Annotated in this window: 19 protein-coding genes; 14 read left to right on the top strand and 5 right to left on the bottom strand. The window is 60.6% G+C overall.

Annotated elements, in window-relative coordinates:
• Positions 1–32: 32 nt before the first annotated feature.
• Complete coding sequence (locus A9D13_RS07325) at positions 33–2,477, bottom strand: TonB-dependent receptor (protein WP_066772055.1); 2,445 nt, start codon at positions 2,475–2,477, stop codon at positions 33–35.
• A 584-nt stretch (positions 2,478–3,061) separates the two neighbouring features.
• On the opposite strand from A9D13_RS07325, the gene A9D13_RS07320 reads away from it, so the two are divergent.
• From A9D13_RS07320 to A9D13_RS07285, 8 genes are all read left to right on the top strand, one after another.
• Positions 3,062–3,985 carry a hydroxymethylglutaryl-CoA lyase gene (locus A9D13_RS07320; protein ID WP_066772053.1) on the top strand — a complete coding sequence of 308 codons (924 nt, stop codon included), beginning with the start codon at positions 3,062–3,064 and terminating at the stop codon, positions 3,983–3,985.
• Positions 3,982–6,030, top strand: a complete 2,049-nt coding sequence (locus tag A9D13_RS07315; RefSeq protein ID WP_066772051.1) for a hydantoinase/oxoprolinase family protein — start codon at positions 3,982–3,984, stop codon at positions 6,028–6,030. The genes A9D13_RS07320 and A9D13_RS07315 overlap by 4 nt, the downstream gene beginning before the upstream one ends.
• A gap of 15 nt (positions 6,031–6,045) precedes the next feature.
• The gene (locus tag A9D13_RS07310) at positions 6,046–7,917 is read left to right on the top strand and encodes a hydantoinase B/oxoprolinase family protein (protein ID WP_066772049.1); all 1,872 of its coding nucleotides are present in this window, start codon (positions 6,046–6,048) and stop codon (positions 7,915–7,917) included.
• Positions 7,918–7,932: 15 nt separating this feature from the next.
• Positions 7,933–9,156, top strand: a complete 1,224-nt coding sequence (locus tag A9D13_RS07305) for a CaiB/BaiF CoA transferase family protein (RefSeq protein ID WP_066772048.1) — start codon at positions 7,933–7,935, stop codon at positions 9,154–9,156.
• On the top strand, positions 9,153–9,782 hold the full coding sequence (locus A9D13_RS07300) for an isochorismatase family protein (protein ID WP_066772047.1): 630 nt from the start codon (positions 9,153–9,155) through the stop codon (positions 9,780–9,782). The genes A9D13_RS07305 and A9D13_RS07300 overlap by 4 nt, the downstream gene beginning before the upstream one ends.
• 75 nt (positions 9,783–9,857) lie before the next feature.
• Positions 9,858–11,294, top strand: a complete 1,437-nt coding sequence (gene leuC, locus A9D13_RS07295; protein WP_066772143.1) for a 3-isopropylmalate dehydratase large subunit — start codon at positions 9,858–9,860, stop codon at positions 11,292–11,294.
• Positions 11,291–11,869: a 3-isopropylmalate dehydratase small subunit gene (gene leuD / locus A9D13_RS07290; protein WP_066772046.1), complete on the top strand. Its 579-nt coding sequence runs from the start codon at positions 11,291–11,293 to the stop codon at positions 11,867–11,869. The genes leuC and leuD overlap by 4 nt, the downstream gene beginning before the upstream one ends.
• Positions 11,870–12,063: 194 nt before the next feature.
• On the top strand, positions 12,064–13,131 hold the full coding sequence (locus A9D13_RS07285; RefSeq protein WP_066772044.1) for a ChbG/HpnK family deacetylase: 1,068 nt from the start codon (positions 12,064–12,066) through the stop codon (positions 13,129–13,131).
• A gap of 48 nt (positions 13,132–13,179) precedes the next feature.
• Here A9D13_RS07285 and A9D13_RS07280 read toward each other — a convergent pair whose 3' ends face one another.
• Entirely contained in the window at positions 13,180–13,929 is a 750-nt protein-coding gene (locus tag A9D13_RS07280) for an IclR family transcriptional regulator (protein ID WP_082922197.1), read from the bottom strand.
• A 119-nt stretch (positions 13,930–14,048) separates the two neighbouring features.
• On the opposite strand from A9D13_RS07280, the gene A9D13_RS07275 reads away from it, so the two are divergent.
• From A9D13_RS07275 to A9D13_RS07250, 6 genes are all read left to right on the top strand, one after another.
• Entirely contained in the window at positions 14,049–15,239 is a 1,191-nt protein-coding gene (locus A9D13_RS07275) for an FAD-dependent oxidoreductase (RefSeq protein WP_066772141.1), read from the top strand.
• Positions 15,240–15,264: 25 nt separating this feature from the next.
• A complete protein-coding gene (locus A9D13_RS07270; protein WP_066772139.1) occupies positions 15,265–16,011 on the top strand; it encodes a maleate cis-trans isomerase family protein in 747 nt (248 codons plus the stop codon).
• Complete coding sequence (locus A9D13_RS07265) at positions 15,986–16,897, top strand: SDR family NAD(P)-dependent oxidoreductase (RefSeq protein ID WP_066772041.1); 912 nt, start codon at positions 15,986–15,988, stop codon at positions 16,895–16,897. Before A9D13_RS07270 ends, A9D13_RS07265 begins: the two co-directional genes overlap by 26 nt.
• A gap of 35 nt (positions 16,898–16,932) precedes the next feature.
• Positions 16,933–18,180: an MFS transporter gene (locus A9D13_RS07260; RefSeq protein ID WP_066772040.1), complete on the top strand. Its 1,248-nt coding sequence runs from the start codon at positions 16,933–16,935 to the stop codon at positions 18,178–18,180.
• A gap of 214 nt (positions 18,181–18,394) precedes the next feature.
• Positions 18,395–20,581 carry a TonB-dependent receptor gene (locus tag A9D13_RS07255; RefSeq protein ID WP_066772038.1) on the top strand — a complete coding sequence of 729 codons (2,187 nt, stop codon included), beginning with the start codon at positions 18,395–18,397 and terminating at the stop codon, positions 20,579–20,581.
• Between the two features lie 44 nt (positions 20,582–20,625).
• On the top strand, positions 20,626–21,630 hold the full coding sequence (locus tag A9D13_RS07250; RefSeq protein ID WP_066772035.1) for a Gfo/Idh/MocA family protein: 1,005 nt from the start codon (positions 20,626–20,628) through the stop codon (positions 21,628–21,630).
• A gap of 45 nt (positions 21,631–21,675) precedes the next feature.
• Here A9D13_RS07250 and A9D13_RS07245 read toward each other — a convergent pair whose 3' ends face one another.
• The 3 genes from A9D13_RS07245 to A9D13_RS07235 form a co-directional block, all read right to left on the bottom strand.
• Positions 21,676–23,382, bottom strand: a complete 1,707-nt coding sequence (locus tag A9D13_RS07245) for an alpha/beta fold hydrolase (protein ID WP_066772030.1) — start codon at positions 23,380–23,382, stop codon at positions 21,676–21,678.
• Between the two features lie 52 nt (positions 23,383–23,434).
• Entirely contained in the window at positions 23,435–23,791 is a 357-nt protein-coding gene (locus tag A9D13_RS07240; protein ID WP_066772029.1) for a hypothetical protein, read from the bottom strand.
• Positions 23,792–23,872: 81 nt separating this feature from the next.
• Positions 23,873–25,078: a class I SAM-dependent methyltransferase gene (locus A9D13_RS07235; RefSeq protein WP_066772027.1), complete on the bottom strand. Its 1,206-nt coding sequence runs from the start codon at positions 25,076–25,078 to the stop codon at positions 23,873–23,875.
• Positions 25,079–25,427: the final 349 nt, after the last annotated feature.

Raw genomic sequence — 25,427 nt, 5'->3', positions numbered from 1 at the left:
TCATCCGGCTGGTCGAGCCAGACCCTTGACGATCAGAACTCCTGACTAAAGCGAACGCCAATCTCGCGCTTGTCCGGCAGGCCAAGGCGCAATTCGTTGAGGGTCAGGGCAACGCCCGGAACGACCCCACCCGCGCTGGGCCGATAGACGACATCATTACCGCGAATTGCTGCTGTGATGGTGTCATCATCGAACAGATTGTTGGCATATGCTTGGATCTTGAAGCCCCGCCTATCGTTTTCGAACCCTGCGTGCAGATTGAAGGTGTCCCGCTTGTCCAGCCATGCGCTGTTGGTGGGATCGACATAGATCTTGCCGCGATGGATATAGTCGACGCGGACGAGGAAGTCCCAGCTTGTGCTGATCGCACGCGTATAGCTGGGCGACAGGGTCCAGGCCCATTTCGGCGACTGGTCGAGCTGGTTGCCAGTGACATCGCTGCTGCCGTTGATCCTCAGCCCATCGGGGTAGACATAATCCCGGATTTTATTGTCGGCATATTGCAGGCTGCCGTCGATTGAGAAATTGGGCGTGGCGGCAAAGCTTGCCTCAAGCTCCACGCCGCGCATCCGCACCTTGCCGCGGTTGACCGTCAGCACGGCTCCCACGGTCGTATCGTCGGGCCTGACGGCAAAGGTGCTGCTGGTGACCTGGCCGTTGTTCCAGTTCATGTTGTAAATCGCCAGCGTCGTGCGCAGTCGGCGGTCGAAGAACGCGCTCTTCAGCCCGATTTCGTAGTTGTCCAGGCGTTCCTGGTCAAAGAATTCCGAAGCGTCGGGCGCAGCGGCCACGATCAGGCTCTTGTCGCTTTCCGAAAGGCCGGCAAAGGTGGCGTTATACCCGCCCTGCCGATACCCGCGAGAGAAAGTGGCATAGACCATCGTATCGGGACTGATCTTGTAATCGGCGGAAACGCGCGGGGAAAAGCTCTTCCAGGTCCGTTTGAAATTGGTGAGCGATGGATCTGCCGGAGCCGGGTAATTTTGTTCGGACCCGATCTTGTCCCATTGATATCGTCCTTCGAAGGTCAGGGTCAGCCCGTCGAGCGGATCGACATAGACACCGCCGAAGATGGCCGGCGTGTCGATCGTCGATTTGGCGTTGGCGCTGCCCCCGCGCCCGAACGGACTGATGTTGAAGACGAATTCGCCGGGACGGTTCAGCCCGTAATAGCTGGCGCCGATCGTCGCGCGGATCGATTGGTCCTGCGGCGAGGTGACACGGCCCTCGAAGAAGGTCTCGCTATATTCGGACTGCTGCATCGCATCGAAGCTGTAGTAGCTCGACTGGGCTTCATTCGTGCCGGTGAAATAGGGATTGGCGATGTCGCTGACATCGCGTCCCGTGAAGGTGTTCAGGCGCTGCTGCTTTGTATGGCTGTATGCGCCAATGGCTGAAAGCTCGAAACCGGACACCTCATAATCAGCGCGCAGTGACACGTGATGAATGTCCTGCTTGAACCCGAAGTGATCGAGGTAGTCCGGGTTGAACAGCGTGTCGGGCCGCTCGCCAGCATTGTTGACGAACTCGGCAATGCGCCGTTCGTCCATCCTGGTGTCGAGCGAGATATAGGAAGCCGGAAGGGCCGATACATCCGGTAATGCGCCACACCAGTAATTTCCTCCGGTGCCGCCAAGGTTGCAGTCGAGCACTGTGCCCGAACCCGCGTTCTTGATCGTAGCCGTGGGCGGTGCGCCGTCCTCGTCACGCGTGTATGCATAGAACAGCCGCAGCTTGAAATCGGGATCGGGATCGAAAGTGAGCGCGAAGTTCGCGTTCAGCGTTTCTTCCTTGCCGAGCTCTCCGCCCGCGTAGAAATTCTTGTACTGGCCGTCCTGCTTGTATTTGCGAATGCTTGCGCGAGCAGTGAGCGTGTCGCCGATCAGCGGCCCTTCAAGCGAAGCGCGAACGTCGAGAAGCCCGTAGGTGCCGATATCGGCACTGACACTTCCGCCGAACGTCGAAGAAGGATCCCGGGTTACGTAATTGACCGCGCCCGAATAGGTCGAGCGGCCGAAATAGACTGCCTGCGGACCCTTGAGAACTTCCAGACGGGACACGTCCGTGAGGTCGGGCTGTCCGCTGCCCGCATAGGGCGCGCCGTTGATGAAGATACCGCCGCTGGCAACCGAAAGCCCGCGGAAGGTGAGGCGGGTCGAACTGCGATCGTTGCGGCCAGACGATACCGATGCGTCGGTCTGTGCGAACAGGCCGGGGGTGAATGACGCGATTTCGTTGATCGATTTGACGCCGCGATCCTCAATAGCCTCTGAGTTGAACGCGCTGACGGCAATCGGAACGTCGAGGATGCTCTCCTCCCGCCGGCGGGCCGTAACGATGATCTCGCCATTCGACGCAGATTCGCTCTCGTCCGCTACTTCTTGCGCATGAACGTTGATGGATGCCGCAAAGCTGGCCAGTGAGCACCCCGCACCCAGCAAAGCCTTGATAAAAAGGCGACTGTCGATCCCTGTCATATGTCCCTCACATTGTTTGTTAGCTGGTTTCTCTGCCCGCGCAAATGTCTTTAGCCGCGGGATCTGAATTCATGGAAAGTATACAAAACGGGACGTCCAGACCTTTGACAAGAGGCTTAGATCGCATAACTCGCACACCGAGCGCTCGTCAGTTTATCGTTTCAATAATGCGCCCAATTATGGATTTTTTGAGCACGCATAGCTGTGACATGGGTTTCGTGTGAACGCCTTCCGCGAAACACAGTTCAATCGATTCAGGTATGCAATTTTAGGCCCTGTCTAGCGTTTGCGTGGCACCCGTTTCGACCGGTCAGTTCTTTGATTACTCGATTCACCGCGGGCCGGCAAAATAGCGCGCAGCCAGTGAAGCGAAGGGTGAGCGCACAATCGGACTGAATGTGAGGGCGTGAGGCCGTGCATAATTTGATCAGTGCTTGCGGTCCGTGCGGCCGTGGCAGGTGCAGAAGCATGATGTCGCAATATATGTATGCTTAAAATTAGTATTTCCGAGATAATGGGTGCGATTTCGGGTTTACATGTGGAGTTTATGCATACATAAATGCGATACGAGGAGGTGACGCGAGTTGTCGGGAATTGAAATCGTCGAGGTGGCGCCGCGCGATGGGCTGCAAAACGAAAAGCAGCTTTTCACCACGGCTCAAAAGATCGCTCTGATCGAGGGTATGGTGGACGCTGGCGCGCGCCGGATCGAGGTCGCGAGTTTCGTTCGCGGCGATCGCGTTCCTCAGATGGCGAATGCCGAGGAAGTCATCGAGGGCCTGTCTTTGCCCGATGGCGTGACGACAATAGGCCTTGTCCTCAATCTCAAGGGGCTTGACCGCGCGCTGGCCACCCGAATCGATGAAATTGGTGCAGTTTGCGTCGCCTCGGACGAATTCGCCCAGCGCAACCAGCGGCAGCAATCGATGGAATCGGTCGATGTTGCCGCAGATGTTGTGCGCGGCGCCAAGGCTGCCGCACGCAGCGCGCAGGTTACGATCGGGGCGGCCTTCGGCTGCCCGTTCGAGGGTGAGGTCGATCCGGAGCATGTCGTGCGAATGGCCCGCATCCTGGCCGAGGCGGCGCCCCGCGAAATCGCCTTGGCCGATACAATCGGAGTGGCCGTTCCGCAGCAGGTTTACGATCTGGTCACCGCCGTGGCTGCGGTGACCGACGGCATTCCGATACGCGTCCACCTGCACAACACCCGCAACACCGGCATCGCGAATGCATGGGCGGCAGTGCAGGCCGGCGCCGCGACGCTGGACAGTGCGGTGGGCGGCATCGGCGGATGCCCCTTCGCCCCGGCCGCAACCGGCAACATCGCCACCGAAGACCTGCTTTACATGCTTGGCCGGTCGCATGTGCCGGTGGACTTCGACCTCGACAGGACGATCTCGATGGCGGGTTGGCTCAAGGCCCAGATGGGCCGGGAATTGCCGGCCATGGTCAGTCGCGCCGGGACCTTTCCTCCGGCAGATCAGAACACAGCAAAGGAACAGCGATGAGTTATCGTCTTGGGGTTGACGTAGGGGGTACCTTTACCGACCTGCTTTTGTTCGATCAGGAAACGAGCGGTTTCTGGCGTCACAAGACCCCGTCGACGCCGCATGACAGTTCGGAAGGTATTCTGAACGGCGTCACCGAAATCTGCGCCAAGGCGGGAATCCAGCCTTCCGATGTGGAGATATTCCTGCACGGCACCACCGTGGCAACCAATGCGGTGCTCGAAGGAAAGGGCGCGCGCGTCGGCCTGATCGTGACCGAAGGTTACCGGCAGATCATGCAGATCGCCCGCAGCTTCGTTCCCGGCGGGCTTGCCGGCTGGATCGTCTGGCCCAAGCCCGAGCCGCTGGCCGCGCTTGAAGACACGTTCGAGATCGAGGGCCGCATGAATGCCAGGGGCGAGGAGCTTCGTCCGATCGACGATGACGATATCCGCGCCCAGCTGCACAGACTGAAGGCACAGGGCGTCGAGGCGATCACCGTCAGCCTGATGAATGCCTATCTCAACGGCGCGCACGAATTGCGCGTGGCCGAGCTCGCGGCAGAGATCGTGCCCGATGTTCCCGTTTCGCTCAGCCACATCGTCTTGCCGGAAATGCAGGAATACGAACGAACCCTGACCACCGTGGCCAATGCGGCGGTGCGGCCCGTGGTGGGGCGCTATGTCCGCAACCTGCGCGCAAGACTGCGCGATGCGGGAATGGCGGGCAGCCTGTCGCTGCTGCGCTCCGACGGCGGCCTGATGACCTCGGAGAAATCCGAGGAGCACCCTGTTTCCCTGCTGATGTCAGGTCCCGCGGGGGGCGTGACCGGCGCGATCTGGGTCGGCCGCAATGCAGGGATCGAAAACATACTGACGCTCGACGTGGGCGGAACATCCACCGATGTCGCGTTGATCGAAAACCTGGAGGCGCGCCGCGTGCGCACCACCGAAGTCGGACATCTTTCGGTCCGTGCATCCGCTCTGGATGTAAAGACCGTGGGTGCGGGCGGCGGATCGATCGCCTATGTGCCGGAACTGACCGGGGCCCTGCGCGTCGGACCGCAGTCGGCGGGCGCGGTGCCGGGGCCGGTCGCCTATGGCAAGGGCGGCACTCTGCCCACCGTGACGGATGCGAATGTCGTGCTGGGCTATCTGCCCGAAGCCTTGCTGGGCGGGAGCTTCAAGCTTGACCGGGAAGGGTCCATCAAGGCGGTGCAGACCATTGCCGATACGCTGGGCATCGACCTTTACGAGGCGGCGCGCGGCATCATCGACATCGTGAACGAGAACATGTTCGGCGCGCTGCGCATGATCTCGGTCCAGCAGGGATATGACCCGCGCCATTTTGCGCTGATGGGTTTTGGCGGCGCCGGACCGATCCATGTCAATGCCGTCGCCCGCCTGATGGGCAGCTGGCCCGCGGTTTCGCCGGTCAGCCCCGGTGTGCTGTGTGCGCTTGGCGATGCAACGACGCGGATGCGAACCGAAACGGCGCGCAGCTTCTCCACGCTGGCATCGCAGACGACGCTTTCCGATCTTTCCGGGATACTCCAGGAAATGGCGGAGCAGATCAGCGACGAACTGAAGGCCGATGGCACGGACGGGGCCGAAATCGAAATCAGCTTCGAGATTGACCTGCGCTATTCGGGCCAGGCTTTCGAAGTGCCGATGGCGGTCACGCTGGCCGATCTGGAAGCCGAAGGGATCGCAGGTCTGACCCGGCGGTTTGATGACGAGCACCACCGTCTCTTCACCTTCAACATGGACAGCGATCACGAGATCGTGAACCTGCGCGCGGTCGCTCTGGGCCGTTCGCTGGACCTCCCTGCGGCACAGCTGCCGGTGGGCAATGGCGATCCTTCGCACGCCAAGATCCGCGACCACGAGGTCTGGATGGATGGGCGTCACCAGCCAGCGGTGATCTACGACCGCGCAAAGCTGATGCAAGGCGATGTCATCAAGGGGCCGGCGATCGTCACCGAGATGGATTCGACCACCCTGATTGAAGCCGATTGCATCGGCACCGTCGACGCTGTCGGCAATATGCTCATCACTCTGGCCTGAACGGAGCGCCCTTCCATGCCTGCACAGATCATCCGCAGCAACGACACGCCCTTTCAGAAAGTCGCAATCGATCCCGTCACGCTCGAGGTGATCGAAAATGCGTTGCGCAATGCGCGCATCGAAATGGACGCCACGCTGGTCCGCACGGCCATGTCGCCCGGAATCCGCGAGCAGGGCGATGCCTTCCCGCTGATCGCCGATCCGGAAGGCCGCATGATCGTCGGCCAGTTCGGATCTTTCATCGGCGGCTTCCTCGACGGCTATTCCGGCACGATCGAGGATGGAGACATGTTCCTCCTGTCGGATCCCTATTCGGTGCAGGGCGCGGTCAGCCACAGCAATGACTGGCTGGTCCTGCTGCCCGTTTTCGAGGATGGCCGCCTGCTCGCCTATACCGCCATGTTCGGGCATATGTCCGACATTGGCGGCAAGGTGCCGGGATCGATGCCGATCGATGCGACCAACATCTTCCAGGAAGGCGTGCGGATCCCGCCCGTAAAGATCTATCGCAAGGGCGAGTATAACGAAGACGTCGTCAAGCTGGCGCTGCACCAGTCGCGCATGCCCGACTGGTGCAAGGCCGACCTGAATGCGCTGATCGCATCGTGCAGGGTGGCCGCGCGCCGGGTCACGGAAATGGCGGAGCGCTTCGGCATCGACACCTATGTATCGGCGACCGAAGAACTGCTGGCGCGCAATCACCGCGCGATGAAGACGCTGCTGGGGCAGGCGGTCAGCGAAGAAAAGGTCAGCTTTCAGGACTATATCTGCGATGACGGCATGGGCTTTGGCCCCTATCGTCTGAAATGCACGATGTGGCGCGAAGGCGAGAAGGTGATCCTCGATTTCGAAGGGACCGATCCGCAGAGCATCGCCTCGATTAATTTCTACCTCAACGAAAACATGTTCAAGATGTTCTTCGGCATCTATATGATCATGGTCTTCGATCCGATGATCCTGTTCAACGACGGATTCTACGATCTGATCGAAGTTCGCATCCCCGAAGGATCGCTGCTCAAGCCGAAATTCCCCGCCGCATTGTCGGGGCGGACGCACGCGCTGGGGCGGATATTCGATATTCTTGGCGGATTGCTGGGTCAGAAAACCCCCGAATTCCTCAATGCCGCAGGCTTTTCGTCAAGCCCGCACCTGTTTTACGCCGGCACCGACAGCAAGGGCGACTGGTTCCAGCTCTTCCAGATCGGCTTTGGCGGAATTCCCGGGCGTCCGATGGGCGATGGTCCCGACGGCCATTCGCTCTGGCCGGGCTTTACCAATGTTCCGAACGAGTTCCTCGAGCGCTATTTCCCGCTGGTCATCGAACGTTATGAAACCGTTGCCGATTCGGGCGGTGCGGGGCTGCACCGCGGCGGCAATGGTATCGTCATGTCGTACCGGTTCCTTGAACCCGGCGTGATCGCGATCCACGATGATCGCTGGTTCGTCCCGCCCTGGGGTGTGAACGGGGGGCGGCCCGGCGCCCGTGCTCGCAAGATCCTCGAAAAGGCCGACGGCACGAAGAGCGTGGTCGGCAACAAGGTCGAGGACGTTGCAGTCGAGGCGAACGACATTCTGCATTTCATCACTTGGGGCGGCGGCGGCTGGGGCGATCCGCTTGAACGCGACCCCGCGCTGGTCGCCAAAGAGATCAAGCAGGGGCTGGTCACCGCCGATGGCGCGCGCGCCTATGGCGTGGTCATCTCCGATGCGGGCGAGGTCGACGATCTCGCCACGGCAAACCTGCGCGAAGAAATGCGCCAGTCGCGCGGGGCGGTGCCCTTGTTCGACTATGGCCCGGACATCGAGGCGCTGCGCGCCGGTTGCGAAGCGGAGACCGGTCTGTCCGCTCCCGTTCAGCCGGAATGGCAGCACGTCAAAACCGCTTGAAGATAAGGATCGAAAATGGGTGTTGAGAACAAGGGTGCGTTGTCCGGCATCCGGGTCGTGGAACTTGGCCAGCTGATTGCGGGACCGTTTTGCGGGCAATTGCTTGGCGACATGGGCGCAGAGGTCATCAAGGTCGAACCGCCAAAGGTCGTCGATGCCGATGGCAAGTCGAGTGGCGGCGACCCGATGCGCAACTGGGGCCACGGCGATGCGAAGCTTTGGTGGGAAGTCGTGGCCCGCAACAAGAAATCGGTTTCCGCGAATCTGCGGATTGCCGAAGGCCAGGACATCGTTCGCAGGCTGGCCGCCACGGCCGATATACTGATCGAGAACTTCAAGCCCGGCACCATGGAAAAATGGGGCCTGGGGCCAGACGCGCTCCACGCCATCAATCCGCGCCTGATCATCGTGCGAGTATCGGGCTACGGCCAGGACGGTCCCTATTCCAGCCGCGCCGGGTTCGGCGGCATCGGTGAAGCCATGGGCGGTTGGCGTTATATCGTCGGCGACCCCGACCGCGCGCCAAGCCGGATGGGAGTCTCTATCGGCGACAGCCTTGCCGCAACCTATGGCTGTATGGGCGCGCTGGCCGCGCTTCACGCGCGTGAACGAACGGGGAAGGGGCAGGTCGTCGACAGCGCGCTGTATGAAGCCGTGCTGCAGGTTATGGAAAGCCTTGTGCCAGAATATATGGTTTCGGGCCATGTCCGTCGCCGGACGGGTTCGGTTCTCGAAGGTGTGGCGCCTTCTAATGTGTATCCGTGCAGCGATGGCGAATATCTGATCGGCGCTAACCAGGATGCGGTCTTCACACGGCTCTGCAATGCCATGGGCAGGCCGGAACTGGCCGCTGACGAGCGCTATTCCACCCATGTCGCGCGGGGCAACAACCAGGCTGAACTCGACGAGATCATTGCGGAATGGAGCCGCACCGTCACTGTCGAGGAGATCGAAAAGCTCATGATCGAGCATAGCGTGCCGGCCGGGAAGATCTTCCGGGCGCAGGAAATGCTCGAAGATCCGCATTTTGAAGCTCGCGAAGCATTGTGCGAGGTCGATTCGCCCAAATGGGGCAAGTTCAAGATGCAGAACGCCTTTCCCAGGCTATCGGATACGCCAAGTGGCATTCGCACGTTGGCGCCTTCCGAAATCGGTCAGGACAACGCTGCCGTCTATGGCGAACTGCTGGGCATGAGCGAAGACGAAATGGACCGCTTGAAGGAAATATCGGCGATATGAGCGATTTGCAGACGAGCTATGCCGGGGCGTTCGACGGGCATTTGCGGCCCGGCAAAAAGGCCGCGCTGGTGATCGTCGATGTCGTAGCCGCCTACCTCGATCCTGCCTCGGACCTCTATTGCGAAGCCGCCGGTTCCGCCCTTTCCGTCAATGAAAGGCTGCTGGCGGCGGCGCATGATGCGGGCGTTCCGGTCATCTTCACGAATGTCGAATACCAGAACGGCGGAACGGATGGTGGGCAGTTCTACCGCAAGGTGCCTGCGCTGCGCGCTTTTCTCAAAGGCTCGCCGCTGGGGGCATTCCCCGCGACGCTTCGTCCGGGCGAGAGCGACCTTGTCGTGACCAAGCAATATGCCTCGGCGTTCTTCGGAACATCGCTGGCGGCCACGCTTAACGGCATGGGGATCGACACCGTTTTCGTCACCGGATTTTCCACCTCGGGCTGCGTGCGTGCGTCGGCGCTCGACGCGCTGCAGCACGGTTTCATACCCTTTGTCGTCAGCGATGCCTGCGCCGACCGGCGTCCAGAGCCGCATGAGGCCAATCTGTTCGATCTTCAGGCCAAATATGCCGAAGTCATCGACGAGGGCAAGGCGCTTGCGCTTATCCGTCAGTTGGGAGCCTAGCCGTTCAGTATCTCAGCTTTGAACGACGTCGCTTGCAAAGCCCGCTGAATTTCCGTGATTGAAGAAGGCAAGAACATGACACCGCGTACAATGTACGAAAAAATCTGGGACGCGCATGTGGTCGACCGCCGTGAGGACGGGACCTGTCTGATCTATATCGATCGGCACCTTGTCCACGAAGTGACCAGTCCGCAGGCGTTCGAAGGGCTGCGCGCCGCCGGCCGCCGCGTAAGGCGGCCTGACCTGACGCTGGCGGTGCCCGATCACAACCTTCCCACCACGCCGCGCCGCGACGCCGCGGGCAACCGGATCCCGATTTCGGATCCGCAAAGCGCGCAGCAGCTCGAACTGCTGGAATCCAACGCGCCTTCGTTCGGCATCCGCTATATTGGCGATGCCGATGCCGAACAGGGCATCGTGCACGTCGTCGGCCCGGAACAGGGATTTACGCTGCCGGGCACGACCCTTGTGTGCGGCGACAGCCACACAAGCTCGCACGGGGCGCTTGGCGCATTGGCCTTCGGCATCGGCACCAGCGAGGTCGAGCATGTGCTGGCGACCCAGACACTGATGCTGAAGCGTTCGAAAACGATGGAAGTGCGGGTGGAGGGCGAACTGCCGCCCGGCGTTTCGCCCAAAGATGTCGCGCTGGCGATCGTGGCGCTGATCGGCACGGGCGGGGCGACTGGTCACGTTATCGAATATCGCGGATCGACGTTCGATGCGATGTCCATCGAAGGGCGGTTGACGGTGGCCAACATGGCGATCGAGGCCGGGGCGCGTTCGGGACTGTTTGCGCCCGACGAAAAGACGCTGGCCTATCTGGCTGGCCGTTCCATGGCCCCAAAGGGCAAGGCGTTCGACGAAGCGGCGCGGCGCTGGTTGGCACTGGCGAGCGACGAGGGAGCGACCTATGATCGCAGCGTCACGATCGATGCGGCCCGGATCGCGCCGGCGGTTACCTGGGGCACGAGCCCCGAAGATGTAGTTGCCATCGATGGAACTGTACCTTCGCCCGACAGCTTTACCGATGCTTCGAAACGGACCTCGGCGCGGCAGGCACTCGATTATATGGACCTGAAGCCCGGCCAGAAGATGGCCGAGATCGAAGTCCAGAACGTCTTTATCGGCAGTTGCACCAACAGCCGGATCGAGGATCTGCGCGCCGCGGCCGGCATTCTGAAGGGCCGCCATATCGCCAATAGCATCCTGCAGGCGCTGGTCGTCCCCGGATCGGGGCTGGTCAAGCGGCAGGCAGAGGCCGAAGGACTGGACCGGGTGTTTATCGATGCTGGCTTCGAATGGCGCGAACCGGGCTGCTCTGCGTGCCTTGGCATGAACCCCGACAAGGTTCCTGCCGGTGAGCGGTGCGCTTCTACCAGCAATCGCAATTTCATGGGGCGGCAGGGGCCGGGTGCGCGCACGCATCTCGTTTCTCCGGCCGTGGCCGCCGCCACTGCGGTTGCCGGACACCTGTGCGATGCGCGAATGCTAGAAGGACTGGACCAATGATCCGCAAACCGCTTGAATTCATCGTCGGGCGCGCAATCCCGCTCGGCCTGAAGAACATCGACACCGATATCATTATCGCGGCCGAATGGCTCAAGACCGTGAGCCGTGCCGGTCTTGGGCAGGGCGCATTCGCGGTCCTGCGCGAAGACCCCGACAATGTGTTCGACGATCCCCGTTTCGCGGGCGCGCCGATCCTGATCGCGGGCGATAATTTCGGCTGCGGATCAAGCCGTGAACATGCGGCATGGGCGATTGCCGACATGGGCATTCGCGCGATCGTTGCGCCGGGTTTTTCCGACATATTCGCCAGTAATGCATTCAAGAACGGCATTGCCACGATCGTGCTGCCGCAAGCGGCCGTCGATACACTGATGAACGTCGCGCAAGATGAAGATCTGACGGTCGATATTCGCGGACAATTCGTCCTGACCGAAAATGGCGATCGTTTCGAATTTGAGCTCGACCCGTTCCGGCGTCATTGTCTGATGGAAGGGCTGGACGAGATCGACCTGACCATGAAGCTGGAAGACCGGATCGCGGCATTCGAACGGCAGTCTGTACAGGCGGTGAGTTGACCGGTGCGCCAGTTTTGCGCCTGACCGCGCTGCTTAAGACGGCGTTCGCCGCGCGGCGTGCCGCCGCGCCGGTAATGCAGCGTGACAGGGCGCGACGGGACGCTCCTTGCGCTTCTGGCCGGTCTGCGGGCAAGCGCATTATCGACTTCCCGCGACCTGAAACCATGCATACATCATTCGAGGAAGGAGCAGCTATGAGACTGGCCGGAGCATTCAAGGGTTCGATATTGTCCGCTGCCGTTCTGGCGGCTTTGACAGGAATACCCGGCGCTCCGACGTCTCTTGGCGGTGCGCCGGTCGCCGTCGCGGAAGAGGCGCCGGATCACGGTCGGCAGATGATTGTCAGGGCCGATGATGTCGGCGCGTCGAAAATATACAATGAAGGCGTGTTCGAGGCGGTCGATAATGGCGTCGTCACGTGGGTCGATATCATGCTCGACAGCCCGGGGACGATCGATGCCCTGATCAAGCTTAAAGAACGGCCATGGATTTCGGTAGGGTGGCACGCCCATATGTGGGGATCGCCGGTTCTTCCGGCTGCCGAGGTTCCATCGCTGGTCGTGCCAGAGGGCGAGGAATATGCGGGCCGCTTTCGCGAGGATATCCAGACCGCGCCGGACGTGAAGTTCGAAGAGGCTCTGGCAGAGCTGCGCGCTCAGATGGAGCTGAGCATCCAGTATCTCGGCCATCCGCCGACCTTCGGATCGCCGGGACTCGGCATGCCGATGCAGGGGCCGGTGGAGCCGACCCCCTTCCTGCGCGCCAAACAGCAGGTGATCGACGAATATCACTTGATCGATGGCTGGTACAACAACATGGGCAAGGTCGAGGCCGAGCCGAAATGGGCCGACAAGAAGGCGTGGTACACCAACATGCTTCCCAGCGTGAAGGACTTCTACCAGACCGATTCGGTTGCGGATTGGGAAGAGAACTACAGCCCCGTGAACTATTATACCGAGGACCGGGGCGGTATGCTCAAGCTTATGGACGAAGGCTGGACTCCGATCCGCGCGTTCCATCCCGGATATCTGGATCTGTGGACCTATCGCAGGATGGAGCGCGGCGACCGCACGATGAGCAGGCGTTTTTCGCTGATCCGCTTGCTGGACCTGGAAGGGCTGACTTCAAACGAGCTCAAGGACTGGATCCGCGAGAACAGGATCGCACTGGTCAGCCCGAAAGACTTGCTGTTCGGCAGGAACGCCTATCAGGACCATCTCAAGGCGGTGGGCAGCGATCTCTATATCGAGCGGGATGATTGATGGATATGGCCGCGCAAACGCGCGGTCGAACCGCATGACGTCTGGCACCTAGCCGGCCATTCCCTCGCTGTCGGCGATCGCCTTCAGGCGAGGGAGATACATCTCGATCGCCTTTTGCACCGACATCGCGCTGGCAAAGAAGCTGAGGGCGAGTGCAGCCGACGCCTTGCCGCCGACGATCACGGGCACCGCGATGGTCGATAATTTGCCGGGTGTCGGATTGTATGGGGAACGCTCATAGGCGGCGACGCCGTCTCTGCGTGCCCGTTCGATCTGTTCGAGCAGCAATGGACCTTCGACATCGTCAAACTCAAGCGGCGCGATAAGCCGGTCGCGCAGCGTCGTCGGCAAAGCCGAGAGATAGGCAATGCCGCTCGCGCTTTGGCACAACGGCGTCGCGAAGCCGGGTTTGTAAACGCTGTAGGTCATCGTGGTGGCGTTGTGCGTGCTGTACCTGACCACCATCGAACTGCCCACCGGGACGACCAGTGAAATCGGCCACATGACCTCTTGGCACAGGATATCCATCGCCGAACGATATCGCCCGACAAGGTTATCGCGATCCTGGAAACCGGCGCTGAGCACCAGTGCGCGCGCGGACAGCACATAGCGTTCGCTGACCGGCGTTGTCTCCAGATACCCCAGTTCGAGCAGGGTCATGAGTATCCGCCACACAGTCGGATAGGGCAATCCAGTCGCCACGGCGATTTCGGCCTGGGTCAACGGATCGCCGCCCCGAAAACACTCGAGGACCATGAGGCCGCGGGCAAGCGACCGGATTGAAGGGCTACGTTTCATGACACTCGCAGTTCGAGCATGCCGGATTATGCCGCTCGCACTGCGAGCATAGCGTGAAAGTGCCGCGACGCAACACCGCGATTACCGCACAATTCTTCCAGCAAACCAAGGGGACTGAATTGACTGAGGTATTGATTGTCGGGTGCGGTCCGGTCGGCTCGGTATGTGCGCTCATTCTTGCGCAGGCAGGCGTGGAGGTGACCGTCACCGACCGCGTCGAAGAGACGCCGATGGACCTGCGCGCCTCGACCGTGCACCCGCCCACGCTTGAAATGCTGGACAGCATCGGCCTTGCCGAACCGCTTATCGCGCAAGGGTTGAAGGCACCGGTCTACACGTTCCGCGACCGCGCGAGCAACGAGACTTTCCGCCTCGATCTTGGCGAGATTGCCGATCGCACGTGCTTTCCGTTCCGTCTTCAATGCGAGCAATACAAGCTCGTCAATCTGGCGATCTCGCAATTGCGGTCGCTATCCAATGTTAGCCTGCAATTCGGCTGCACCCTGCGCGCGGTAGAGCAGGGTGCCGATCGCGTCCGCGCGACCGTCGAATGCGCAGATGGCGAAAAGACGATCGAGGCGCGCTACATGATTGCCGCCGATGGAGCGAGCAGCGTGGTGCGCCGCGCGCTGGATATCGGATTTGACGGGTTCACCTATCCCGAAGCCTATCTGTGCTATTCGACGCTCTTGCCGCTCGAGGACCACATTTCCGGGCTCTCGCTGGTCAATTATGTGTCCGATCCTGAGGAATGGCTTGTCCTGCTGCGCGCGCCAAGCGCCTGGCGCGTGCTGCTTCCGGTGGATTCGGAGGGCGATTCTGACGCCTATCTGGGCGATGCGTTCAAGGATGGAGTGTTCGCGCGCCTGCTGTCGAAAGATCTGCCCGTTGAAACCGTGCATCGCACCATCTATCGGATTCACCAGCGCGTGGCAGAGCGATTTGTCGATGGACGCATCTGCCTTGCCGGCGATGCCGCCCATGTAAACAGCCCGATCGGCGGCTATGGCATGAACGGCGGCATCCACGATGCCTTCAACCTTTGCCGAAAGCTGCTTGCCATATTGCTGGATGGCGGCTCGCCCGAACTTCTCGGCCAGTACGATCGCCAGCGACGCGGTGTCGCGCACAGCTTCGTTCAGGCACAGACGATGGACAACACCAAGGCCATGAAGGAAGGCTGGGGCACCAAGCGCGATTCGCAGCGGGCCAGCATGGCCGAGATCGTGGCCGACCCCGCCAAGCGCCGGGATGCCCTGTACAAACAGGCCATGTTCAAGAGCCTTGATGACGAAGGGGCGATCGCATGAAAATCAGAACGGGAGCCAGCCGGACATGACCGACGTGCTTGGGTGGCGAAAGATATTCGCCGTGCTTGGTCCGTCGACCAACACGATCGTTCAGCCTGATATGGAGGCATTGCGCCCGGCAGGCGTAACCAATGCCTATCGCGATATCTATGTCGAGAACGCCCAGGCCTTGTCCGATGCGAGCTTCATGGCGGGAACTGCGAAGATCGGCGACGGCCTTTCCGATGCGCTTCGCACGGCGATGACCTGCAATCCAGACTATCTCGTGCTTGGCATTTCCGCGATTTCCTTTGCTGGCGGTAAAGCGGGATGCGACCGGATGGTAGGGGAGATCGAGGCCATGACGGGCCTGCGCATCAGCGTGGGGTCACGGGCCCTGGTCGCTGCCCTGCAGGCCTATGGTGGCATACGCAAGGTGGCATTCGTTTCGCCATATTATCCCGCGGCGAATGCCGATGTCCGGGGTTTTCTGAGCGATTATGGGTTTGAGACGGTGCGCGACATTCCGCTGCGCCGTTCCAGCTGGACCGATATCGCGCAGACACCGGAAGACCTCCTGCGCCGGACCTTGCGCGATCTCTACAGCGACGACGTCGATGCCATCTGCCAGGTAGGCACGAACATGTCGATGATGCGGCTCGCGGCCGAAGCGGAGTCGTGGCTGGGCAAACCGGTGATTGCCATCAATGCGGCGACCTACTGGCATGCCTTGCGCGTCAATGGCATCAAAGATCGACTGGAGGGTTATGGCCGTCTCTTCACAGACTTCTGACATCTGCGATCGCTACCGCCTTGCTGGGCGGACCGTTCTTGTAACCGGCGGAGGGCGCGGCTTTGGCCGCGAACTGGCGCTTGCCTTCGTCCGCGCCGGAGCCAATGTCGCCGTTACTGCCCACCGTAGCCGCGATGAACTGGACGCCACGGTTGCCATGGCCGAAACGCTTGCGCGTGGCCGCACGCTGGGCGTTATTGCCGATGCGGCATCGCAGAAGGATTGCGATGCCCTTGTCGATACCATCGGCACGAGGTTCGGCGCGGTCGATATTCTGGTGAACAATGCGGCACGCGGGCCGATCGACGCCATGCCATCCTACGATATCGGCAAGCCGCTTCCCTTCTGGAGCGCGGATGCACAACGCTACGCAGAAGTGGTTCAGACCAATGTCGTGGGCCCGTTCCTGCTGGCGCGCGCTTTCGCGCCGGGAATGGTGGAGCGGGGCTTTGGGAGGATCATCAATATCTCGACCTCGCGCCCCACGATGATACGTCGCGGGGCCGGACCGTATGGAGCGACCAAGGCGGCACTTGAGGCCAGCACCCGAGTGTGGGCCGACGATCTCGATGGAACCGGAGTGACCGTCAATGCGCTGCTGCCCGGCGCGGCAAGCGACACCGCCCTGATCCCGGGCGGTGATGTAGGGACGCGCGCGGCGGCAGATTTCCGGCCCGGCCACGGACCACGCGGCGATTTGGGGCGAATTTCCGGACTGCTGCCTGCAGATATTCTGGTGCCGCCCGCGCTCTGGCTTTCGTCCCGTTTTTCCGACGGCTTCACCGGCCGCCGCCTGATCGCCAAAGACTGGGACCCCCACATCGATCCCGCCAAGGCGCTCCTGGCCGCCGCTGACGAGGCTTCAACGATGCCGAACATCCTTTAGCGATTTCCGGCCAGCATGAAGGGAATCCGCAGTTCATGACCCGCAATGACGATCGACCGCTGACCGGCGGCATGGAACTGCGCATGCGCTGGCCGATCATTCTGGCCGCCGCGCTCGGTGTGGCAATCGGCACCACCGGGATTCCGTACTACACGCTTGGCGTGTTCATAAAGCCGCTCGAGGCTGAGTTCGGCTGGTCACGATCACAGATAGGCCTCGGCGCATTTTTCCTGCATTCCGGGACATTCCTGCTCAGCCCGTTCCTTGGCGGCATCGTCGACCGGCATGGTCCGCGCGGCATCGCGCTCACCTCGCTTGTCGGTCTCGGAATCGGGCTCGCGCTGCTTGCGGCGTCGGGCCCTTCGCTGCTTAGCTATTATGCCGCGTGGATCGCAGTCGCAATGCTTGGCTGCGGCACGACGCCGCTGACCTGGACGCGTATGATCGGGCAGAATTTCCAGCGTGCGCGCGGACTTGCACTCGGCATGGCGCTTGCGGGAACAGGGTTCGCCAGTATCTTTGGCCCTCGCTTTTGCGCCTATCTTATCGAGGAGTTTGGCTGGAGAGCGGCCTATCAGCTTATTGCGCTGGCCGCGGTGTTCCTGATCCTGCCAGCAGTGGCATACTGCAGCCGGAAAGCAGACAAGGGGCCGGGCAGCGGCAATCGTGCCGAATTGGCGGGCGTAACCCTTCGCCAAGCCGTCAGGACCCGGCATTTTGCATTGATCGCCACAGGCATCTTCTGCGTGATCCTCGCGCAGGCCGGATCGATGGTGCATCTGGTGCCGATGCTATCCGATCGCGGCTTGGACGCAGGCGAGGCCGCGTCGATGGCTGGATTGATGGGATTTGCCGTTATCACCGGACGCCTGCTGGTGGGCGCGCTGATCGATCGTTTCCATGCGCCGCGTGTTGCAGTGTGTTTCGTGCCGCTACCGGCAATATCGATGGCGATCATGCTGATGGGTACCGGCCATTACGAGACGGTGTTGGCCATTCTCTTGATAGGCCTTGCGGCCGGTGCGGAAGTGGACCTGATGGCCTATCTGGTCAGCCGCTATTTCGGCATGCGCCACTATGGCGTGATCTATGGCGTGAACTTGTCGATCTTTGCACTGGGAGCGGGCATCGGGCCCAGTCTTGCCGGCCTCTCCTTCGACCGGACCGGCAGCTACGACCAGGCGATGGTGGCTGCCATCGCAATGTTCCTGATCGGCGCGACCCTGATCGGATCGCTTGGCCGATATCCTGAATTGCCCGGCCGCGACGGCAAGTCGGGCTGACCCCGATCTCTGCATTTCCGGCAATCGAACCCCTGCCTGCGTCCATGGCCCTGAACCCAGAAATGTGTATACATAGTAATAGGAAATAGTGACTTAAGCGTGACAAATTCAGACTACATCAAAAAAATGCATACCTAATTCTTGACAGCGCGTTTGCTGGCGAAGATGTTGCAGCCATGTCGACACGGGTTTCCGACGGGCAAAGGGGTAAGCTATGAATTCGCGTTTTCACGGTCGCAGGACCTATCGTGCCTTGGCCATGGCCGGTGTGATGCAGACGGCAATGGTCGTTTGTTCGCCTGCCGCGATTGCCCAGGATGCACAGGACGCCGCCGACCCGCATGAGGGTGCCGGTCTTGGAGAGATCGTTGTCACCGCCGAAAAGCGGGAATCAACTGCACAGCGCACGCCTATTTCGGTTGCGGTGATCGGCGCGGAAAGTGTCGCGCGAAATGGCATCGGCACGCTCTCCGACGCGGTCAAGGTGCTTCCCAGCGTTCAGTTCGGTCGCAATTTCGCCAATTCCATCATCACGATCCGCGGTGTTTCCAGCCGCGATACCGATGAAACCGGCGATCCCGCGATCGCGATCAGTCTCGATGGCGTTTATTTCCAGCGCTCACTTGGCATCAACGATGCGATGTTCGATCTCGAACGCATCGAGGCGCTCAAGGGCCCGCAAGGTACGCTGTATGGGCGCAGTGCAACCGGCGGCGCGATCAATTTCATCTCTGCCAAGCCGGAGAAGTTTTTTGATGCCTATGTGGGCGGGACCATCGGCAATTACGGAGCGATCATAACCGAGGGCATGCTGAATGTGCCGCTGTCCGATACCGTGCAGGTCCGCGCGGCGTTCCAGACCCGGTCGCACGAGGGCTATCGCAACAACGCGCCGGCCAGGGACGGAGACGATCAGGATACCAAGGCCGCACGCATACACGTTGCGTTTCAGCCAACCGAAAGGCTGGAAGGGCTGGTCACGGCGGAAATCGTCCGGTCCAATGGCGTGGGCGCGGCCAATTACGGCTATCCGTTGATTTTCGACGATACAGGCGCGGTCGTTCACGAAAAGCCGCCTTTGCCCAAGGGCGGCAAGACCTGGGCGCTTGGCTATCCGTCCGGCTATACCGACACCGAAACAACTGCTTTCCGATGGAACCTCAAATATGACTTCGGCCCGTTCGAAGTCAGCTACCTGGGCGGTTACCGCAAGCTGAAATTCGAATCGTTGATTGATCTTGACGGCATGGAAGATCACGCCGGCCTATATGGCACGAATACCTATTTCGCGCCGCAGAGCGAAGAGCCGACCACGACGAGTCATGAACTGCGGATCTCCGGAGAGCCGAATACTTCGATCGACTGGCAAGTCGGCGCGATGTATTTCAAGGAAAAGAATGACGTCTACACCGAGCTGTCCTATTTCAACAACTCGAACGATCCCGACGTCGCATTCATCTTTTCCTATCCCGATCTTGGCACGGAATCCAAAGCCGTGTTCGGGCAGGCAACCTTTCACGTAACCGATCAGTTTTCCGTCGAAGGCGGTATTCGTTACACCAATGACAAGAAATGGCGTGATGGCTATGCCGATTACGCCGCATTCGACCTGTTCATTCCGATCTCTCAAAGCGCAGAGTGGAACAAGACGACTTGGCATGGCGGCCTGAATTACCAGGCGACGCCGGACAATCTGATCTATGCAAAATATGATACCGGCTACAAGCCCGGCGGCTACACCGATGTCGCTCCCTATGGGCCGGAAAACATCACGGCCTATGAAATTGGGTCGAAGAACCGTTTCTTCTACGACAGTCTGCAGCTCAACCTGGCCGCGTTCTATTACGATTACACCGATCAGCAGGTCCTGCAGTTCGTAGGCAGCCAGACCATCATCCAGAATGCGGGCAAATCGGAATATTACGGTGCCGAGGCCGAAATCCAGTGGCTGGTGTCAGACAAGACCAAGATCGAGGCTGATGTTGCCTATCTGCATGCCCGGTATAAGGAGTTCGCAATTGCGGGCGCCAACGGCAATCTGGATCTGGCCGGAAATACGCCCCCGCAGGCGCCCGACTGGTCGGGCAATATCGCTATCGAGCACCAGTTCGTTTTGGGCGATGGAGCGAGTATCACGGCAAGGGGCCAGACCCATTTGCAGACTGCGACCCATCTGCAGTTTTACAATTACAACAGCGACCGCCAGGCCGGTTACAGCCGGTCGGACTTTACGCTCGGCTATCAGCCGGCGGACGAGAAATGGCTGGTAGAGGGCTTCGTCCGCAATATTGAGGACAAGGTCATTCTGACGGCTGCACAGGAGCAATCGCTGGTGCAGGCCTATATCTACCAGTTCGCCGACCCGCGTACCTATGGTGTGCGTTTCCGCATGAATTTTTGATCAAGGGTGCAAGGCGGCGCCATGGCTTTGCTTGAGGAGTTGGGATGAAGCGCGTGGAATGGCGCCTTGGTATCGGATGCCTTGGGGCCGCCAGGATCGCTCCGGAAGTGATTGTGAATCCGGCCAAGGTCCGGGGCGATGTGGATCTGGTCGCGATCGCGGGTCGCGACCAGGAGCGTGCGCGCGAGTTTGCCGAATGCCACGGCTTCTTGCGCGCCTTGCCCGATTATGGCGCCGTCATAGCCGACCCGGACGTGACGCTGGTCTATAATCCCCTTCCGATAAGCCACCATGCCCACTGGTCGATCGCGGCGCTGGAGGCGGGCAAGGATGTCCTGTGCGAAAAGCCCTTTGCGATGAATGCAAAAGAGGCACAGGCAGTGCTCGACGCCGCGCGCGCGAATGGCCGGCGCGTCATCGAGGCCATGCACTATCGCTATCACCCGTCTTTCCTGCTTGCTCTGGAGTGGGCGCGCACGGGCCGGATCGGGCGGATCGAGGGGGTCGAGGCCCATCTACACGTGGCGATACCGGACAATGGCGGGCTGGAAATCCGGCACCTGCCGGAAACCGGCGGCGGCGCATTCATGGATCTGGGTTGCTATCCGCTAAGCTATGCGCTGTGCCTGATGGGTGAGCGGCCCGTGGATGTTCGGGCGCAAGGCACGCGAACCGCGCGCGGCGTTGACGAGGCGATGTCGGCCACGCTGACTTTCGCCAATGGTGTCGAGGCGCAACTATCGGCATCGATGGCAATGGATGTCGAGACTTCATCCAAGCTTGAAATCACCGGCAGCGCTGGCCTGATCCGGTTTGACAACCCGTGCGTTCCGCATCTTGGCTATGCGCTTGAATTGGAAACTGCCGATGGGATTGTCCGGCCCGCTATCGACCGGACGACAACCTATCTCCATCAGATGAATACGCTGGTCGCGGCGTTGCGATCGGGCGCATCCATGCCCGCCGAGGGCCAGGCGATCATGGATCAGCAATCCGTCCTCGATCAGGTGTACCAGGCTGCGGGGATGGGCGATCTGCGGGATCGCTAAGGCGCGGATGTCCGGTTCGCGATCGTGTATCGTGAACCGAACGGATCATGGCAGAAGCGCGTTGCGCAGGGCCGGTCCATCCTTGCCCGGCTGCCTGCTGATCTCCACCCTATCGCATTCAGGAAGCATTTGGACGACCTCGCCTTCGAAAACGGAAAAGCGATGCGCAGGATCGGTGCAACGGATCAGCGATCCCTGCGCCGTCGCCAGCATGGGGGCAAGGTCGTAAGCAAGCGCGGCGTTTATGAAGTGATGATAACACCCGAACTGCTTCATCACCTCCACCGTCCAGTCGTGCAATTCGTCGGCTGAACACGGTTCGGCCATCCGGCGAACATCGGCAGCGGTCCGTGCATACCATGGCCACACGGTCAGCGAATCCCGCAGCATTGACCACACATCGTACCAATGCGAGCCGTTGTCCTTGATCTCTATACGCGGGGCGTATGCTTTCGCCATTTCCAGCCGCTTGGCATCGTCGGGCAAGAGCAGGCCGTTGACCGCGACCTTGCGCACCCGGGCCGGGCATCTGGCCTGCAGCGAAAGCGCCAGTGACGATCCCAGACCTACGCCGTAGATCGAAATGGATTCAAGGCCCAGCGCATCGCAAAGGCTTTCCAGCCAAGCGGCATAGTCGGACAGGGCAGACTGTTCGGGCAGGGGGCTGCTCTCGCCCGATCCGGGAAGGTCCGGCGCCACGACCCGCGCACCCCCGGCCATTTCCCGCATCAAAGGCTCTAGCGCTGCGGCAGAGCCGGGAGCGTCATGGAGCAGCAGGATTGCCGGATCGCCTGAACCGCCGGTCTGCCTGACCATAGCCTGCCCGCCATCGATCGACACGAATTGCCGAATGAGCTGCGCTGCGCGGGGAGGCGACGCCGGCAGTTCCCCCGGAGGGACGTCGCCTTTGAAAGAGGCCAGCGCGCTATCGACGACGGCATTGATTTCCGCTTCGTCCGTGCCGAGCGACCGCTTCTCCTGACCCGGCTTCAAGGGAGGGAGCCTGTCGATGTGCGATGCCATGACATCGGCGCTGCTTGCGTAGAGCAGGGCGGGGATGTCCAGCCGGGCGAGAGACCGCATGGCCTGCTTCTCATAAGCCACGGCAGAGCGGTAGGCGGGCCGGAAGTGGCGCGCGCACTCGAAATAATCCAGCAGATCCTTGTGGAGCTTTGCTGCCGACCCGCGACCGCCGTTATAGAAATGCTCCGGCTGGCGGCGCAGCCACGGGAAATAGACATCCGCATCGCGCACTCGCGTCCATGCCCAGGTCAGATGTTCGCCATGCTCGCTCACCTTCAGCGGCGAGAAATAGGCATCGGTGAACCAGTGCTCCTGTTCTTCTTCTGTGAAGAGCGGGACCGCTTCAAGGACGACGCCGGTAAAGATATCCGGATGGGCAACGGCCAGTTCAAGCGCGATCGCAGCGCCCGTATGGCTTCCGATCAGCCGGCACTGTGTCAGCCCCAGCGTTTCGACCAGCCTTGCCATCGCATGGGTTAGACCGTCGACGGTCATATCCTGCGGCGCTAGTGGATCGGATAGCCCGAAGCCGGGGGTGTCCGGTGCGATGCAGGTATAGCGATCGGCCCAGCGTGCGATCGAACCGGCCCAGAAATGGGCGTTATAGGGCGAAGGATGGATCAGCAGCAGCGGCGGCCCCTTGCCGGCACGCAGATAATGGATGTTCCGTCCGTCGATCTGCACGAAGTGCCGAGCGATGCCGCCGGGCGGCGTGGGAGAGGCTTGCATGGATCGATCCTGCCCAGAATTCAGGTGAGACGCGGGAATGGAACGTTCAGGATCAGCCGCCCTTGCTTGCCCTTGCCTGGATGTCCTGAAATTCGGTCATCTTGTCGAACGGGACGAAATCCGATCCGGGCTCCGTCTGCATGCGCAGCACGCGGAAGATCCGGCGCAGATATTCCTTGTGCCTCGTCCTGCGCTCCTCCGTCAGCTTTTCATCGGGCCGGAAGCCTTCCAGATCCTCGCGCTCAAGCAATCCCTTGCCCTCAAGAACTCTTTCCAGCGTATCGGCGCGATCCTGGGCGACGGCCAGTTCGGTGGCAAGTGCAAGAACGATGGCGACCAGCTCGTCCGATTCCGGATGCTCGAAAAAATGCGGCCGGGCTGCCATGTTGGAGGACTTGATCTCGACCATTTGGGAATTCCTGAATTCTTGGGGGAGTAGCTCGGCGCGCATATCGTCGCCGCAAGCGCGGTCTGGCAAATCGCCAGGCCGTCAGTTCTGGGAAGCAGTCTCCGGCTTCCACGCGCCATACATTTCCCAGACGAAATCCTCGCCCCAATGGCCGGAGCGGCTTGGGACGATATTGGACTTGCCTTCGGCCGCAGCCTGAAAAACCTTTTCGGGGGTGCCATAGAAATCGGGCATCGCGATCATGACGTGATCATTTTCCGGGAAGCCGGATTCGATCCATGCCTTGCGCTTGTCGACCTGGCGCCAGCCGTCGATGAAAGGCTCGTTGTTATACCACCCGTCCCAAGCGGTGTAGAATGCGTCATAGCCGTCGATCGCTTCCTGCGACCATGTTTCCATGTGCATCATCAGGCCGCCGGGACGCAGCAGGCGCTGGCACTCCCGAACAATATTGTGAAACGCCTCGGTCGATGTTTCGTGGAAAAGAATGCACGAGACGACAAGATCGAAACTGCCGTCCTCGAAGCTGGTGTTTTCCGCGTTCATCTGGTGGAAGTGGACTTTCTTGCCCAATGCTTCGGCCCGGGCATGGGCAAAGCGCAGGCACGGCGCCGCCACATCGATTGCATGCAGTTCGGCATCGGGAAAAACATCGGCATAGGGCAATGTGTTGTTGCCGATGGTGCAGCCAAGGTCGAGGATGCGCAGCGGCTTGAAATCGGGATAGCGGCGCTTGATCATTTCCGCCTGGGTCCGGCCATTGCCGTCGCTATCCTTTCCGCCCGCGCCATCCGCGTAGATATATAGTCCGCGGTCGAACAGCACGCCGGGCGACACATCGTCGGGCATGCGTTCGCTGTGGTAGTTTCCGGGCATGCAGTGGATGTCTGCCTCTGCCACATAAAAGGGAACCTCGACCGAAGGATCGAGCGTCAGCGAACCCAGCGCATCGGGCTTCGGCTTTGTCTTCTCGATGATGTCGGGCAGATTCCTCTCAATACTGGGGATGACCGAATCCCAGATCATTTCCTGCGTCGAACGGACCATAGAAGAATAGAACCGGACATAGCGTTCCTTGAACATCATGTCGTGAATATCTAGCGCGGATTCGCGGCTGTAATTGCGATCGGGATCGGTATGTTGCCGAACCTTCTGATCATAGATCGTGCGCATGCCCGGCGCGATGTCGTTCAACAGGAAACTGCGCAGATCGGCCGTGAAGGTCTGCCGGTTGAGCTCGTCCAGAGAGACGTCGACAAGCTCGGAGTAAAATGATTGTGCGTCCATGCTACGTATCCGGTTCAATGTCTGGGCAAATTTCCCGCCGGGCGAATGCCGTGAGCGAGCGTTACAGCCTTAATGTATGCATATGGGGTGCTTCTGTAAAGGCCGTTCGCAGACGGCCTTTCGGTCGGGCAACTTCGCTTCCGGCAGGCTGCCCGCGTTACCATCCGCAAGTCCATCCCTGTATATCTTTCTTTGGATCGCTTGGCCGGCGCAGGTATTGCGCTGTGGGTCGCGTCAATTTCGGTAAGGGCTGTCGATGATAGTTTTTGCTGGCAATTATGAGAATATGCATACATATCTTGGCAGGAGCAACCGGACCGGAATAGCGTAATAGCAGGGTGAATTCGAC

Source organism: Croceicoccus mobilis (genome assembly GCF_001661965.1).
GTDB lineage: Bacteria > Pseudomonadota > Alphaproteobacteria > Sphingomonadales > Sphingomonadaceae > Croceicoccus > Croceicoccus mobilis.
This window is presented reverse-complemented; position numbering and strand designations above follow the sequence as displayed.

Coding starts and splice junctions, on each gene's coding strand:
- A9D13_RS07255 (WP_066772038.1), top strand. CDS start 18,395: ATGAATTCGCGTTTTCACGGTCGCAGGACCTATCGTGCCTTGGCCATG.
- A9D13_RS07265 (WP_066772041.1), top strand. CDS start 15,986: ATGGCCGTCTCTTCACAGACTTCTGACATCTGCGATCGCTACCGCCTT.
- A9D13_RS07310 (WP_066772049.1), top strand. CDS start 6,046: ATGCCTGCACAGATCATCCGCAGCAACGACACGCCCTTTCAGAAAGTC.
- A9D13_RS07245 (WP_066772030.1), bottom strand. CDS start 23,382: ATGCAAGCCTCTCCCACGCCGCCCGGCGGCATCGCTCGGCACTTCGTG.
- A9D13_RS07300 (WP_066772047.1), top strand. CDS start 9,153: ATGAGCGATTTGCAGACGAGCTATGCCGGGGCGTTCGACGGGCATTTG.
- leuD (WP_066772046.1), top strand. CDS start 11,291: ATGATCCGCAAACCGCTTGAATTCATCGTCGGGCGCGCAATCCCGCTC.
- A9D13_RS07305 (WP_066772048.1), top strand. CDS start 7,933: ATGGGTGTTGAGAACAAGGGTGCGTTGTCCGGCATCCGGGTCGTGGAA.
- A9D13_RS07325 (WP_066772055.1), bottom strand. CDS start 2,477: ATGACAGGGATCGACAGTCGCCTTTTTATCAAGGCTTTGCTGGGTGCG.
- A9D13_RS07270 (WP_066772139.1), top strand. CDS start 15,265: ATGACCGACGTGCTTGGGTGGCGAAAGATATTCGCCGTGCTTGGTCCG.
- A9D13_RS07315 (WP_066772051.1), top strand. CDS start 3,982: ATGAGTTATCGTCTTGGGGTTGACGTAGGGGGTACCTTTACCGACCTG.
- A9D13_RS07280 (WP_082922197.1), bottom strand. CDS start 13,929: ATGAAACGTAGCCCTTCAATCCGGTCGCTTGCCCGCGGCCTCATGGTC.
- A9D13_RS07240 (WP_066772029.1), bottom strand. CDS start 23,791: ATGGTCGAGATCAAGTCCTCCAACATGGCAGCCCGGCCGCATTTTTTC.
- A9D13_RS07235 (WP_066772027.1), bottom strand. CDS start 25,078: ATGGACGCACAATCATTTTACTCCGAGCTTGTCGACGTCTCTCTGGAC.
- A9D13_RS07250 (WP_066772035.1), top strand. CDS start 20,626: ATGAAGCGCGTGGAATGGCGCCTTGGTATCGGATGCCTTGGGGCCGCC.
- A9D13_RS07285 (WP_066772044.1), top strand. CDS start 12,064: ATGAGACTGGCCGGAGCATTCAAGGGTTCGATATTGTCCGCTGCCGTT.
- A9D13_RS07260 (WP_066772040.1), top strand. CDS start 16,933: ATGACCCGCAATGACGATCGACCGCTGACCGGCGGCATGGAACTGCGC.
- leuC (WP_066772143.1), top strand. CDS start 9,858: ATGACACCGCGTACAATGTACGAAAAAATCTGGGACGCGCATGTGGTC.